This is a genomic window from Streptomyces ambofaciens ATCC 23877 (assembly GCF_001267885.1).
In the GTDB taxonomy this organism is placed as follows: domain Bacteria; phylum Actinomycetota; class Actinomycetes; order Streptomycetales; family Streptomycetaceae; genus Streptomyces; species Streptomyces ambofaciens.
Genome location: NZ_CP012382.1, coordinates 1212610 through 1226144, shown reverse-complemented (window position 1 = coordinate 1226144; position 13535 = coordinate 1212610). Strand labels below are relative to the sequence as shown.

The window sequence follows — 13535 nt, the reverse complement described above, 5'->3', positions numbered from 1 at the left end:
TGTCAGTGCTGAAGAGGGTGTTCGTGAGCCCGGACCCGGGGCGGACGCGACTGCGGTTCGCCGCCCGGGCCGTCCTCGGTATCGGTCTGGCCGTCGCCGTCTGCGGCCTGGCGGGCACCTCCCTGGTGGGGGCCGTCACCGGTGGGCTCGCCGCGCTGCTCGCGCTGTTCACCGTCACCGACGCCACGGTGCGCGGGCAGGCGGTCACCACCGCGCTGCTGCCGGTCACCGGACTGCCCGTGCTCGCCGCCGCGGCCGCGCTGCACGACCTCCCCGTGGCACGGGACCTCGCCTTCCTCGCCGTCGTCGGCGCGGGCGTGTACGCCCGGCGCTGGGGTCCGCGCGGGCACAGCCTCGGCGTGTTCGCCTTCATGACCTTCTTCGTCGCGCAGTTCCTGCACGCGACCACCGACCGCCTGCCCGAGATGTTCGCCGCCGTCCTGCTGTCCGTGGCCACCGCCGCGGCGGTGCGGTTCGGCCTGTGGTGCTACGAACGCCGCCAGGCCCCGCCCGCCGTCCCCGCACCGGCCTGGCGGTACCTTCCGGGCCGTCCGGGCAAGGGAGCCGCCCGTCCGGCCCGCATCACCACCCGCCAGGCCGTCCAGGCCACGGCGGGCGCCGGTTTCGCCCTGGTCGTGGGCCAGCTGGTGTCCGACGAGCGCTGGTACTGGGCCGTCGGCGCCACCTGGTGGGTGTTCGTCAACACCACCTCGCGCGGCGAGACACTGGTCCGCGGCTTCCGCCGGGTCCTCGGCACGGTCGTCGGCATCGGTCTCGGCTTCCTCGTCGCCGTCCCGGTCGCCGGGTCCGCGGTGCCCACGGCCGTGCTCGCCGCCGCCTGCGTCTTCGGCATCTTCTACACCGCCGCCGTCTCCTACACCTGGATGATGCTCTGCGTGACGCTGCTCGCCGAACTGCTCTACGGCCTGCTGGGCGTCCTCACTCCCGGGCTGCTCGCCCTGCGGCTCGTGGAGACCGGGGTGGGCGCCCTGGGAGCCGCGCTCGCGGTGCTCCTCGTCCTGCCCGTCACCACGCACGCCGTCAACGACGCCTGGATCCAGCGCGCCCTGCGCTGCGTGCACGCCTGCACCGCCGAGGCGGCCGCGCGCCTCGCCGGAACCGAGGGCGCCGACCCGGCGCCGCGGGTGGCCGAACTGGAGCAGCTGCTCGGCCGGGTGCGGCTGTCGCTCGCCCCGCTCGTACACCCCCTGAACCCGATGCGCGGCCGCAAGCACCGCGCCCGCCGCGTACTCGTACTGCTCGACGAGTGCGCCCGGGAGATCCGCGGTCTGGTCGCCGTCGCCGCCGACCCGGAGGCCTCGCACGACGCACGGCTGGCCGCCGCCTGCTGGCGGGTCGAGAACGCCGTCGAGGCACTCACCGCGGGAGGAGCGGTCCCCGTCCGGACCGACGGACCCGGCGCCACCGAACCCGCGCTGGTCCATCTCCACGGCGTGGAACGCGCCCTGACCGAACTCGCCGCGCCCCTGCGCGCCCCCTCCGGCTCCCCGCTCGTCGGCGCCTGACCCCGTCCGGTCCCGCGCCACCCGTTTGGTCTAGACCGCAGCTGATCGACTGCTACCGTCGCCCCGGGGCAGACGATCAGTCGGCACTCGACGAGGGGCCGCACGAGGCGGCACGAAGCGGTAGAGGCGTACGAGGCGGCATGAGCCGACACGAGAGGGGCCAGCGGTGGCAGACGGCGGCAGGCGGCAGCGACGGGCGTTCATCGGGTCGTTCACGGCGGCCGGCGGGCCCGGCATCGTCACGGCGGCCGTCGCACCCGACAGCGGCGCGCTGACGGTCCTGAACGGCACGGACCGCCTGCCCGACCCCTCCTACCTCGCCCTCGCGCCCGACGGGGACACGCTCTACGCGGTCAGCGAGACGGCCGAGGGCGCGGTGGCCGCCTACCGGGTGAGCGGGGACAAGCCCGAGCCCGCCGGGCGGCCGGTGTCCGTCGGGGGCGACGGGCCGACCCACCTCAGCCTCCACGCGGGACACGTCCTGACCGCCAACTACGGTTCCGGCAGCGTCACCGCCGTGCCCGTGCGTTCCGACGGAACCCTCGCCCGGGCCCTGTCCGGCGTTCTCCGGCACACCGGCTCAGGCCCGCACGCCCAGCGCCAGCAGGGCCCGCACGCCCACCAGGTGCGGCCCGACCCGAGCGGGCGGTGGGTCGTCAGCGTGGATCTCGGCACCGACTCGGTGCGGGTCTGCACCCTGGCGGACGGCGCCCTCGCCGTGCACCGGGAGATCGCGCTGCGCCCCGGCTCGGGCCCCCGGCACCTGGCGTTCCACCCGGACGGCTCCCGCGCCTACGTGGTCAACGAACTGGCGCCGACGGTCACCGTCTGCCGCTGGGACGCGGCCGACGGCGTACTGCAGCCCGTGAGCGAGGTGCCGGTGCTGCCCGGGGCCCCGTCCGGTGACGCCTATCCCTCCGGCATCGTCGTCTCGCCCGACGGCCGCTTCGTGTGGACGGCGACCCGCGGTGAGGACGTCCTGTCCGTGTTCGTCGTGGAGCCGGACGGGCTGCGGCTCTCCGCGACCGTGCCGTGCGGCGGTCACTGGCCGCGGGAGATCACCGAGTCGGGCGGTTTCCTGTACGCGGCCAACGAGCGCTCCGGGGACGTGACCTGGTTCGCGCCGGACCCGGAGACCGGTGTCCCCCGGCGCGCCGGCTCGCTCGCCGTGCCCGCGGCATCCTGCGTGGTCTTCGGCTGACCGGCGCGGCCGGCGGCCCGCCGCGGGACACGCGGTGGGCTCCAGGAGCCGCACGGCACGACCGAAGGGGCCCGCTCCTGCACCGGAGCGGGCCCCTTCCGTCCTGCGTGTCGCGCTCGCGCCTGCCGTGCGGTCAGCGGACCGGCGTGCCCTGCGGCTGCTGCGGCGAGATACCGAGCGCCGTCGTGTACTTGGCCAGCGTCAGCTTGCCGATCGCCGGGTAGGGGCCGAGGGGCTCGGCGGTGGAGCAGCCCGCCTCCTTGGCCGCCTCCGCCAGCAGGCTCGCCTCGATCTCCGGGCCGATCAGGTACGGCGCGAGCGCCAGCTGCTGGGAACCCGAGGAACGCAGCTGCTCGGCCACCGACGCGATCGAGCCCTCGTCGTCCAGGGCCGCCGCCATCACCGGCACGGCGAGGCGCGCGGCGAGCAGCATGCCGGTGATCCCGGCGGCCTGCACCGCCTCGTCACCGCCCACGGAGGCCAGGATGATGCCGTCCGCGGCGGTCGCCACGGTGAACAGACGAGCACGGTCGGCGCGGGCCAGTCCGGCCTCGGAGAGCCGCACGTGCAGCGCCTCGGCGAGCAGCGGGTGCGGGCCGAGCACGTCGGTCAGCTCGGCCGCGATCCGGCTGTCCATGACGGCCTGCCGGATCCGGCGCAGCAGCGCGTTGTCCGGACCGGCGAGCAGGGGCACGACGACGGCGACGGGGCCCTCGGGCTCCTTCACCTCCAGGCCGGCGGCGACCGCCTGCTCGTAGCGCGCGGCGCGTTCCTCGGCGGCGCGTACGAGCACGGTCGACAGGGAGAGGAACTCCTCGTCGTCCCCGTCGAGGTGGCCGATTCGCGCGTCGAGGCCGGGCAGCTCCGAGCGGGCGATGCTGATGACCTCGTCGGCGAGGCCTCGGGTGGCGCTGCTGGGCGTCCCCGGCACGGCGAGGACGAGCGCCGGCGCGCCCTCGGGAGCCACCAGCGGTTCGGGACGGCGGTGCCGTCCGGGCTGGCGGGGGCGCGGCATTCGTACTGGCAGGCCGGCGGGCCCAGTGGGGGAGCTCATGGCGCCGCATGTTACTGGTTTCCCGGGTTTCCCTGTTCGGGGAGGGTGCAGGTGAGCGGTATCCGTCCGGTTTTGTCGGAAGAGTGATGTACGGATCGGCTGACATCGGCACGATTCACCTCACCGGAGGGTCGATTACCGGCCGCCCGGCAGGGCCGTCACCCACAGCATCCGGTCGTCGCCCGGAAGGGTGAGCGAGCCGGTCGCCAGGTCCGTCGCGATGCGCACCGAACCCCGCAGGGGATCACCCTCCGCGGCCGTCCGCCGCGCGTGCGGCAGCCGCTTCGCCAGCGCCTCCTCCAGCGGGACGGCCAGGGGGTCGCCCATCTTCAGCAGGCCGCCGGTGACCGCGACACGCGGCTCCCCGCCCGGCGGGCACACCGCGGCGGCGGAGTCGGCCATGTGCCGCGCGGCGGTCCGCAGGATGCCCGCGGCGACGGGGTCGTCGGCCGCGCAGGCGGCCACGTCGGGCGCGAAGGACGCGAGGACGGCGGGGCGGTCCGTACGCGGATACAGCAGGCCGGGCAGCCCGGCCATCGGCCCGAACCGCTCCTCGGCCCGGGCCAGCAGCGGCGTGGAGCCGCCCTGGCGCCCGTCGTGGGCGCGCAGCGCCGCCTCCAGGCCGGCCCGGCCGATCCAGGCGCCGCCGCCGCAGTCGCCCAGCAGATGGCCCCAGCCGTCCGCCCGGCGCCAGCGGGTCAGGTCGGTGCCGGTGGCGATCAGTCCGGTGCCCGCGGCGACCACCGCACCGGCCCGGGGACCGAGCGCGCCGACGTACGCGGTGACGGCGTCCGCGACGAGTGCGACCGTCCGCACGCCCAGCTCCCGGGCGAGCGCGCCCGGCAGTTCGGCCCGCAGGGCGTCGCCCAGGGTGGCCAGTCCCGCGGCCCCGACGACCACGGTGGTGAGCCGCTCCACGCCGGTCTCCGCGACCAACGCCCTGGCCATGGGCAGCAGTTGCGCCATCAGGTGCCCGGGATCGATACCCCGTTCCCCGGTGCGGACGGGCTCCCGCGAATCACGCCGCCCGAGCCCTTCGCCACCGCCGGTCCTGCCGACGACGACCCGCAGACCCGAACCGCCGGAGTCCACGGCGAGGAAGCCGCCGCTCACGGCAGGCGCCAGTCGACCGGCTGACCTCCCAGCCGGACCAGCAGATCGTTGGCCCGGCTGAAGGGACGGGAGCCGAAGAAGCCCCGGTCGGCCGACATCGGGGACGGGTGCGCGGACTCCACGGAGGGCAGGTCGCCGAGCAGCGGACGCAGATTGCGGGCGTCGCGGCCCCACAGGATGGACACCATCGGCTTGCCCCGCGCCACCAGGGCCCGGATCGCCTGCTCGGTGACCTCCTCCCAGCCCTTGCCGCGGTGCGCGGCGGGCTTGCGCGGGGCGGTGGTGAGCGCCCTGTTGAGCAGGAGCACGCCCTGCCGGGTCCACGGGGTCAGGTCCCCGGAGGAGGGCTGGGGGAGATGCAGGTCGGTGTTCAGCTCCCGGAAGATGTTGACGAGGCTGCCGGGCAGCGGACGCACCTCGGGCGCGACCGAGAACGACAGCCCCACGGCATGCCCCGGAGTGGGATACGGGTCCTGTCCGACGATCAGGACCCGGACGTCGTCGAAGGGCTGCTGGAAGGCCCGCAGGACGTTCGCTCCCGCGGGCAGATAGGTGCGTCCGGCGGCGATCTCCGCGCGCAGGAACTCACCCATCGCGGTGATCCGCCCGGCGACGGGTTCCAGGGCCTGCGCCCAGCCCGCTTCGACGATCTCGTTCAAGGGTCGTGGTGCCACGGGCGTCACCCTACTGCCGTACGGGTGACGTCGATCAACCGGTGGCCGCGGCCGGTCCCCCCGGTCCGGATCACCCGACGACCGCCGCGCGCACGCACAGCACGTCCGGCAGGTGGGAGGCCAACTGCTCCCAGCTGTCCCCGTCGTCGGGGGACGCGAACACCTCGCCGTTGCGGTTGCCGAAGTACACGCCCGCCCGGTCCGCGTCGTCGGTGCACAGCGCGTCGCGCAGCACCGTGCCGTAGTGGTCCTCCTGCGGCAGCCCCGCGGAGAGCGGCTCCCAGCTCTTGCCCGCGTCCGCCGTGCGGTAGACCCGGCAGCGGCGGTCCGCGGGGACCCGGTCCGCGTCGGCGTTGATCGGGAAGACGTACGCCGTGTCACCGCGGTGCGGATGGGCGGCCACCGCGAAGCCGAAGGTGGACGGCAGTCCCTCGCCGATGTCGGTCCACCGCGCGCCCGCGTCGTCGCTGCGGTAGACCCCCCAGTGGTTCTGCAGATACAGCCGGTCCGGCGTCGCCGCGTCCCGCGCGACCTTGTGCACGCACTGGCCGAACTCCGGGTCGGGGTCGGGCAGGAAGACCGCGGAGACACCGGAGTTGGACGGTGTCCAGCTCTCGCCGCCGTCCACCGTGCGGAACACGCCCGCGGTGGAGACGGCGACCGTCACCGACTTCGGGTCCCGCCGGTCGGTGAGCACGGTGTGCAGCCCTTCGCCACCGCCGCCCGGCACCCACTGGGAGCGCGTGGGGTGCTCCCACAGGGGCCGGACCAGCTCGAAGCTCTCGCCGCGGTCCTCGGAGCGGTAGAGCGCGGCCGGTTCCGTGCCCGCGTAGACCACGTCCGGCTCCGCGGCGGCCGGGTGCAACTGCCACACGCGCTCCAGCGAGGCGCCGGTCTCCTTCGGGAACCTGACGGCGGGTTGGGCCGGCTCGGTCCAGGTGCGGCCCAGGTCGTCGGAGTGGAACACGGACGGACCCCAGTGCGCGCTGTCACCGCCGGCCAGCAGCCGCGGGGTGTCGCCGCGGGTGTCGAGGGCGACCGAGTAGACGGCCTGCGCGTTGAAGTAGGGACTCTCGTCGAACTCCCAGGTGCCACCGCGCCGGCGCCCGATGAACAGGCCCTTGCGCGTGCCCACGGCGAGCAGTACCTCGGTCATGCCGATCACCTCCGCGGCGTCCTCGGCGACGCCTTTGTCTCGGACACGGGCCAGTCTGCACCCCGGCACTGACAGTCACCTCTGCACAGTGCGTCGCCGCAGGTCGGGGCGGTGGCGTCGAGCCCGGCGCGAGGTCCGGCGCGAGCGCTCAGCCCTCGCCGGGCAGCGCCCGCGCCAGGATGCCGTCGAGGTCCGCCCCGGCCGGCAGCGTGCCGAAGGAGTGCCCCCAGTCGCCGCCGAGCCGGCTCGCGCAGAAGGCGTCGGCGACGGCGGGCGGGGCGTGCCGGACCAGGAGGGAGGCCTGGAGGGTGAGCGCCATCTGCTCCACCAGACGGCGGGCACCGGTCTCGGACGCCTCGGCCAGCCCCGACTCCAGCCGGGACACGGCGGTGTCCAGCCGGGCGTCCGCCCCGCGGGCGAGGGCGAGTTCGGCGAAGAGGGCGTGCGCGGCGGCGGGGGAGCGGCCGAGCGCCCGCAGTACGTCGAGAGCATTCACGTTCCCCGAGCCCTCCCAGATCGACAGCAGGGGCGCCTCGCGGTAGTGGCGGGGCATGCCCGACTCCTCCACGTAGCCGTTGCCGCCCAGGCACTCCAGGGCCTCCGCGGTGAACGCCGGGCCCCGCTTGGTCACCCAGTACTTGCCGACGGCGGTGGCGATCCGCCGGAACGCCGCCTCCCCGGCGTCGCCGCGCACCGCCCGGTCCGCCGCGCCCGCCAGCCGCAGGGTGAGGGTCGTCGCGGCCTCCGACTCCAGCGCCAGGTCGGCCAGGACGTTGCGCATCAGCGGCTGGTCGACCAGCCGGGCCCCGAAGGCGCTGCGGTGCCGTACGTGGTGACCGGCCTCGACGAGCGTCTTGCGCATCAGCGTCGCCGAGGACATCACGCAGTCCAGCCGGGTGCAGTTGACCATCTCGATGATCGTCTTGACGCCCTGCCCCTCGGGCCCGACCAGCCAGGCGACCGTTCCGTCGAACTCGGGTTCGGACGAGGCGTTGGAGCGGTTGCCGAGCTTGTCCTTCAGCCGCTGGATGCGGAACGTGTTGCGACCGCCGTCGGGCAGCACACGCGGCACCAGGAAGCAGGACAGGCCCCCGGGCGCCTGGGCCAGCACCAGGAACACGTCGCACATCGGCGCCGACGTGAACCACTTGTGCCCGCGCAGGGTGTACACGCCGGGCTCGCCCGTGGGGGTGGCCGCCGTGGTGTTGGTGCGGACGTCGGAGCCGCCCTGCTTCTCGGTCATCCCCATGCCGGCCAGCAGGCCCCGCTTCTCCGTGGGAGTGCGCAGCCCGGGCTCGTACTCCCGGCTGGTCAGCAGGGGCTCGTACACCTTCGCGAGATCGGGCTGGGCGCGCAGCGCCGGGACGGCCGCGTAGGTCATGGACGTCGGACAGCCGTGTCCGGCCTCCGTGTGCCCCCAGACCAGCCCGCCCGCCGTCCGCGCGACATGGGCGCCCGGCCGGTCGTCGGCCCAGGGTGCACCCGCCAGCCCCTCGCCGACCGCGACGCGCATCAGGCGGTGCCAGCTCGGGTGGTACTCGACCTCGTCGACCCGGTTGCCGTACCGGTCGTGGGTGCGCAGCACGGGTTCATGGCGGTTGGCCAGGTCACCCCACTCCTGCGCGGCCACGCTCCCGGCCCGCCGGCCGAGCCGCCGCAGCTCCTCCTCGGCCCACCCGGCGCCCTCCCGTCGCAGGCCCTCCCGCAGGGCCGTGTCGTCGAAGGCGTCGTAGGGGGCCAGGGGAGGCGGCTGATTGGTGACGTCGTGCGTGGCGTACCCCTCCGGACGGTCCGCGGATGCTCCCGAACGGTCCGCGGACTCCTCGTACGACTCCTGCGCGCGTGTCGTCATGCACCCGAGTGTTGCACTCGCTCCACGGCCGCAGCAACAGTGCAACACGTTCGGCGCACGTACAGTACGTGCTCATGTGGACGGACGACTCGAGGCCGCGCGGATGAACGATCCGGCGCCCCAGGGCGATCTCACGCCGCGCCCGCTGTCCGCGCGGTCGGTCGTCCTCAGCCTGCTGCTCGGCACCCACCCTCCCGAACTGCCGGTCCGGGAGCTGGTGCGCCTGGTGGACGGCTTCGGGATCGGCGGGCCCACCGTGCGCGCGGCGCTCAGCCGGATGGCCGCCGCCGGGGACCTGCGCCGTACGGACACCGGCTACCGCCTCAGCGAACGGCTGCTGGAGCGCCAGCGGCGCCAGGACGAGGCGGTGCACCCGCGCACGCGCGCGTGGAAGGGCGACTGGGAGACCGTCGTGGTCACCGCCACCGGGCGCGAGCCCGCCGAACGGGCGGACCTGCGCGCCCGGCTGACCGCGCTGCGCCTCGCCGAACTGCGCGAGGGTGTCTGGCTGCGCCCCGCCAATCTGTGCCGCCCGCTGCCCGCCGGGCTCGACCGGGTGGCAGAGCGCCTCGACTCGCGCCCCGGCCGCCCGGGCCGCGAACTGGCCTCCAGGCTCTGGCCGCTGGACGACTGGTCCGCGACGGCGTGGGCGCTGCTCGCCCGGGTGGACCGGGCCGGCCGCCCGGCCGACCGCCTGGCCGCCTTCGCGGCCGTCGTGCGCCATCTGCTCGCCGACCCGGTCCTGCCCCCGGAACTCCTCCCGGCCCGCTGGCCGGGCGGGGCTCTGCGGGACGCCTACACGGACTACCAGCGGGAGCAGGCGCTTCAGGTCCGGGCGCGGAGCACCCGGACCTGACGGGGCGGGGTCACCCGCCCGTCACGCGCGCCTCACTTGTAGGTGATGTCGGACGTCGCGTACTTGCAGTGGGTGCCGTCGGGGCCCGAGCCGTTCGAGTCCGGCTCGTCCCCGTCGTCGTTGCCGATGTACTTCTGGCACGGGACGATCTTCTTGCCGCTGTCGCCGACGATCGTGATGTTGCGCAGGGTCGCGCTGTCGCCGTAGTTGGTGTTGATGCCGGCGATCCGGCTGCCCTTCCAGCTCACCTCGATGCTGTTGAGGTTGATCGTCCGCTTGTACTGCGTCGAGCAGTTGCCGCAGGAGCGGATGAAGGTGCCGAAGTTCTTCACGGCGAAGTCGGACACGTTCAGCGTCCCGGCGCCGTTGAACTGGAAGACCTTGTCGCTGGCTTCCTTCGCGCCGCCGCCGGAGACCGTGTAGACGTTCGACGACGACGAGCCGCGGAAGGTCGCGGCGTCCTCGCCGACGTCCTCCCACCAGACGTTCTGCAGGGTGCAGCTGCCCTTGCAGTGGACGCCGTCGGCGGCGGGGGCGCCGATGATCACGTTCTTGAGGACGGCGCCGGGCGCCAGTTCCAGGATCGGCCCCTGATCCTCGCCCTGGCCGCCGGAGCCGAGGTCGCCGGTGCCGTAGAGGCGCTTCATCCCGTAGTCCTTGGTGCCGGAGACCGCGATGGTGGCGGAGACTCCTTGGCTGCCGTTGGGGGTCGGCCAGGTGGCGGCGTGCGCCCCGGTGGTCCCGAATGACATGAGCATGCCAATCGAGAGCCCGAGGGCGGCCAGCGCGCCGGTCGCCGCGCGCCCGTGCGTGCGGGAGCGTGTCGCAGCAGTCATGTTCTGGTCCCTTCCATAGGGAGTGGGGGTGGAACGGAACATGTACGTGAACGCAGTGCGTGATTCTGTCCGGCGCCGCGAACGCCGTGCGACCTACGCTGCCCGCGAGGGTCGACGGCGTCCGCGGCGGTCATGCTGATGAACGGACCGTAAAGGGCAAGCGCTTTCTAGTCAACGCTTCCCGCGAGGTTGCCCCTCGACCTGTCCCAGCGGTTCCCCTTCACATGCCCCAGCCGTACTGGTCCGGCATCCGGACCTCCTCGCCCAGCTCCCGGGCCGCGTGCTGGGCCCAGGAGGGGTCGCGCAGCAGTTCGCGTCCCAGCAGCACCGCGTCGGCCTCGCCGTTGGCCAGGATCTTCTCGGCCTGTCCGGCGTCGGTGATCAGTCCGACGGCGGCGACCGGCAGCGTGGTCCCGGACTTCACCCGCGCGGCGAACGGGACCTGGTAGCCGGGACCCGTCGGGATGCGGACGCGCGGGGCGTTGCCGCCCGTGGAGACGTCGAGGAGGTCCACGCCGTGCGCCTGGAGGTCCCCGGCGAAGCGCACGGTGTCCTCGGGCGTCCAGCCGCCCTCCTCCAGCCAGTCGGTCGCCGAGACGCGGAAGAACAGCGGCTTGTCGTCGGGCCACACCTCCCGCACGGCGTCGACGACCTGGAGGGCGAACCGTGTGCGGTTCTCGTACGACCCGCCGTACCCGTCGCCGCGGTGGTTCGAGTACGGGGACAGGAACTCGTGGATCAGGTAGCCGTGGGCGCCGTGGATCTCGGCGACCTCGAAGCCGGCGGCGAGGGCCCGGCGGGCCGCGTCCGCGAACCGGCCGACCACCTCCTGGATCTGTGCGACCGTCAGCTCGGTCGGCACGGGGTGCCGCTCGTCGAACGCGAGCGCGCTCGGCGCCACCGGCTGCCAGCCGTGCGCGTCCGGGCCCACGGGAGCCCCGCCCTTCCACGGCTGCGCGGTCGACGCCTTGCGGCCGGCATGGGCCAGCTGGATCGCCGGCACCGTACCCCGGTCCCGGAGGAAGCCGGTGATCCGGCGGAAGGCCTCGACCTGGGTGTCGTTCCACAGGCCGAGATCCTGCGGGGAGATGCGGCCCTCCGGTGTGACGGCGGTGGCCTCGACGACGATCAGGCCGGTGCCACCGACCGCGCGTGCGCCGTAGTGCGCGAAGTGCCAGTCGCCGGGAACCCCCGCCGACGGGCCCTCGGGCGCGGCGGAGTACTGGCACATCGGCGGCATCCAGACCCGGTTCGGGATCGTGGTGCCGCGCAGCTGGAGAGGCTGGAAAAGGGCGCTCATGGAGGGCTGCTCCCAGGGTCGGGGCGGGACGGGACGGCTCGTACGATAACCCTCGTACTACGGCGAGTGTCAAACTACGGTGTCCCTCGTACAATGGGGGATCTCGACGGAGGCCCCACCCGGACGGCGGGTCCTCCCGGACGACTGGAGCCGCCGTGACCCCCGCCGCCACCGCCGCCGGCACCCGCGACCTGCCGCACCCGGCGCGGGACGAGATCAGGCTGGAGGACGTGCTGCACGCGCTCTCCGACCCGGTGCGGATGCGGATCGTGCGCGCCCTCGCCGCCGACAGCACGGAGCTGTTCTCCTGCTCGTACTTCGACCTGCCGGTGACCAAGTCCACCACCACGCATCACTTCCGGGTGCTGCGGGAGAGCGGGGTGATCCGGCAGGTGTACCGGGGGACGGCCAAGATGAACGGCCTGCGCGGGGACGACCTGGACGCGCTGTTCCCGGGACTGCTCGACGCCCTCCTCGCCGCCGCCGCCCGTCAAGCCGCCCGGCTGGGCGCCGGCTGACGGCGGGCGGGGGCGGGCGTACTCAGGTCGCGGCCCGGCGCGCCGCCGCCCGCAGCGCATCCCAGTCGGACAGCTTCGCCACGTGCCGCCCCAGGGAGGCTCCGAGTTCCGCCTCGGCCCGCTCGATGGCCCGCCATCCGGCCCACTCGACCGGGTCGACGCCCTCGGCGCGCAGCCCTTCGAGGGGGTCGGCGGGTACGTCCCGCTCCGCGAGCGCGGTGGCGTCCGCCAGCAGGGACGTGACCGTCTCCTTGGCGCAGGGGCGGTTGCTCCCGATGACGCCGGTGGGGCCCCGCTTGATCCAGCCGGCCACGTACTCGCCCGGGGTCGCGGCGCCCGCCCGCAGGACGCGTCCCGCCCGGTGCGGCACCGTGCCGCTCGCCGCGTCGAACGGCAGCCCTTCGAGCGCCACCCCGCGGTAGCCCACCGACCGCAGGACCAGCTGGGCCTCGATCTCCTCGTACCGTCCGGTACCCGTCACGCCGCCGTGGCCGTCCGGCGCCGTGCGCTCGAAACGCACGGCGGACACGTGGCCCGCGCCGTCCGCCGTCAGCTCCACCGGGCGCAGGAAGAAGCGCGGGTGGATCCGGCGGGGCGCGTCGTGCGGGGGGCGCCCGGCCCAGGCGCGCAGCACGTCGACGTTGCGGCGGAGCGGACCGGGCAGTCCCGAAGGGTCCCGGAAGGCCGGATCCAGCGCCGCCTCCGCCGGGTCGACGAGGACGGCCGTGTCCGGCAGCGCGCCCAGCTCACGCACCTCCTTGGTGGTGAAACGGGCCTGCGAGGGGCCCCGGCGGCCCACCAGGTGCACATCGGCCACCCGCCCGGCGGCGAGCGTCTCGAGCGCTGCCTGCGGCATGTCGGTGCCGCTCAGCTCGGCCACGCCGCGGACCAGCATGCGCGCCACGTCGAGGGCGACGTTCCCCATCCCGATCACCACCGCGGCCCGGGCCCCGCGCAGAAAGCCGCCGTCCACGGCGTCCGGGTGCGCGCTGTACCAGGACACGAACTCGGTCGCCGACCAGCTGCCCGGCAGATCCTCGCCGGGAATGCCCAGCCGCCGGTCGGCGGCGGCGCCCACGCAGTACACGACCGCGTGGTAGAGCTCCCGCAGCCGAGCGGCCGCGACGCCGCCCGGGCCGACCGTGACCCCGCCGAGGAACCGCACCCGCTCGTGCTCCAGGACCGTGCACAGGGCGCCCTGCAGAGACTTGATCTTCTCGTGGTCGGGCGCCACGCCGTACCGCACCAGCCCGTACGGGCAGGGCAGGCGGTCCAGCACGTCGACGTGCACCTCGTGGTCGAGCTGCACGAGGCTCTGGGCGGTGTAGCACCCGCTGGGTCCCGAGCCGACGACGGCGACACGCAGCACGGCGGACTCCTTGCCCCGGACGGACGGAGGTCGCTGGGGCTTCCAGCATCCCACCGCCGCCGCTCCGCTGACAGGGTGCT

Annotated in this window: 12 protein-coding genes; 4 read left to right on the top strand and 8 right to left on the bottom strand. The window is 74.5% G+C overall.

The genetic code is table 11. From position 1 onward, the window contains the following. Positions 1–5 precede the first annotated feature (5 nt). On the top strand, positions 6–1526 hold the full coding sequence (locus tag SAM23877_RS05440) for an FUSC family protein (RefSeq protein ID WP_053127429.1): 1521 nt from the start codon (positions 6–8) through the stop codon (positions 1524–1526). A 166-nt stretch (positions 1527–1692) separates the two neighbouring features. Then, positions 1693–2727: a lactonase family protein gene (locus SAM23877_RS05435; RefSeq protein ID WP_053127427.1), complete on the top strand. Its 1035-nt coding sequence runs from the start codon at positions 1693–1695 to the stop codon at positions 2725–2727. Positions 2728–2860: 133 nt separating this feature from the next. Here SAM23877_RS05435 and SAM23877_RS05430 read toward each other — a convergent pair whose 3' ends face one another. The 5 genes from SAM23877_RS05430 to SAM23877_RS05410 all read right to left on the bottom strand — a co-directional run bounded on the left by SAM23877_RS05430 (position 2861) and on the right by SAM23877_RS05410 (position 8576). Continuing rightward, the gene (locus SAM23877_RS05430) at positions 2861–3781 is read right to left on the bottom strand and encodes a sirohydrochlorin chelatase (protein WP_053127425.1); all 921 of its coding nucleotides are present in this window, start codon (positions 3779–3781) and stop codon (positions 2861–2863) included. Between the two features lie 135 nt (positions 3782–3916). Further along, positions 3917–4894: an N-acetylglucosamine kinase gene (locus SAM23877_RS05425; protein ID WP_053127423.1), complete on the bottom strand. Its 978-nt coding sequence runs from the start codon at positions 4892–4894 to the stop codon at positions 3917–3919. After that, complete coding sequence (locus SAM23877_RS05420) at positions 4891–5568, bottom strand: uracil-DNA glycosylase (RefSeq protein WP_053127421.1); 678 nt, start codon at positions 5566–5568, stop codon at positions 4891–4893. The genes SAM23877_RS05425 and SAM23877_RS05420 overlap by 4 nt, the downstream gene beginning before the upstream one ends. A gap of 70 nt (positions 5569–5638) precedes the next feature. Beyond that, positions 5639–6793 (bottom strand): WD40/YVTN/BNR-like repeat-containing protein, encoded by a 1155-nt coding sequence (locus SAM23877_RS05415; protein ID WP_053127419.1) that lies wholly within the window; start codon positions 6791–6793, stop codon positions 5639–5641. 79 nt (positions 6794–6872) lie between these two features. Next, the gene (locus SAM23877_RS05410) at positions 6873–8576 is read right to left on the bottom strand and encodes a DNA alkylation response protein (protein ID WP_053127417.1); all 1704 of its coding nucleotides are present in this window, start codon (positions 8574–8576) and stop codon (positions 6873–6875) included. Positions 8577–8679: 103 nt separating this feature from the next. Here SAM23877_RS05410 and SAM23877_RS05405 point away from each other — a divergent pair, with 103 nt between their 5' ends. Beyond that, positions 8680–9432: a PaaX family transcriptional regulator C-terminal domain-containing protein gene (locus SAM23877_RS05405; RefSeq protein WP_053127415.1), complete on the top strand. Its 753-nt coding sequence runs from the start codon at positions 8680–8682 to the stop codon at positions 9430–9432. Positions 9433–9464: 32 nt separating this feature from the next. On the opposite strand, the gene SAM23877_RS05400 is transcribed toward SAM23877_RS05405, so the two are convergent. Both SAM23877_RS05400 and SAM23877_RS05395 read right to left on the bottom strand, forming a co-directional pair. Next, positions 9465–10268: a pectate lyase gene (locus SAM23877_RS05400; protein ID WP_053127414.1), complete on the bottom strand. Its 804-nt coding sequence runs from the start codon at positions 10266–10268 to the stop codon at positions 9465–9467. Positions 10269–10488: 220 nt separating this feature from the next. Continuing rightward, entirely contained in the window at positions 10489–11568 is a 1080-nt protein-coding gene (locus tag SAM23877_RS05395; protein ID WP_053127412.1) for an NADH:flavin oxidoreductase/NADH oxidase, read from the bottom strand. Positions 11569–11723: 155 nt separating this feature from the next. Here SAM23877_RS05395 and SAM23877_RS05390 point away from each other — a divergent pair, with 155 nt between their 5' ends. Beyond that, positions 11724–12086 (top strand): ArsR/SmtB family transcription factor, encoded by a 363-nt coding sequence (locus tag SAM23877_RS05390; protein WP_053127410.1) that lies wholly within the window; start codon positions 11724–11726, stop codon positions 12084–12086. Positions 12087–12108: 22 nt separating this feature from the next. Here SAM23877_RS05390 and SAM23877_RS05385 read toward each other — a convergent pair whose 3' ends face one another. Continuing rightward, positions 12109–13455: an FAD-dependent oxidoreductase gene (locus SAM23877_RS05385; RefSeq protein WP_053127408.1), complete on the bottom strand. Its 1347-nt coding sequence runs from the start codon at positions 13453–13455 to the stop codon at positions 12109–12111. Positions 13456–13535 lie beyond the last annotated feature (80 nt).

Coding starts and splice junctions, on each gene's coding strand:
- SAM23877_RS05395 (WP_053127412.1), bottom strand. CDS start 11,568: ATGAGCGCCCTTTTCCAGCCTCTCCAGCTGCGCGGCACCACGATCCCG.
- SAM23877_RS05400 (WP_053127414.1), bottom strand. CDS start 10,268: ATGACTGCTGCGACACGCTCCCGCACGCACGGGCGCGCGGCGACCGGC.
- SAM23877_RS05410 (WP_053127417.1), bottom strand. CDS start 8,576: ATGACGACACGCGCGCAGGAGTCGTACGAGGAGTCCGCGGACCGTTCG.
- SAM23877_RS05405 (WP_053127415.1), top strand. CDS start 8,680: ATGAACGATCCGGCGCCCCAGGGCGATCTCACGCCGCGCCCGCTGTCC.
- SAM23877_RS05430 (WP_053127425.1), bottom strand. CDS start 3,781: ATGAGCTCCCCCACTGGGCCCGCCGGCCTGCCAGTACGAATGCCGCGC.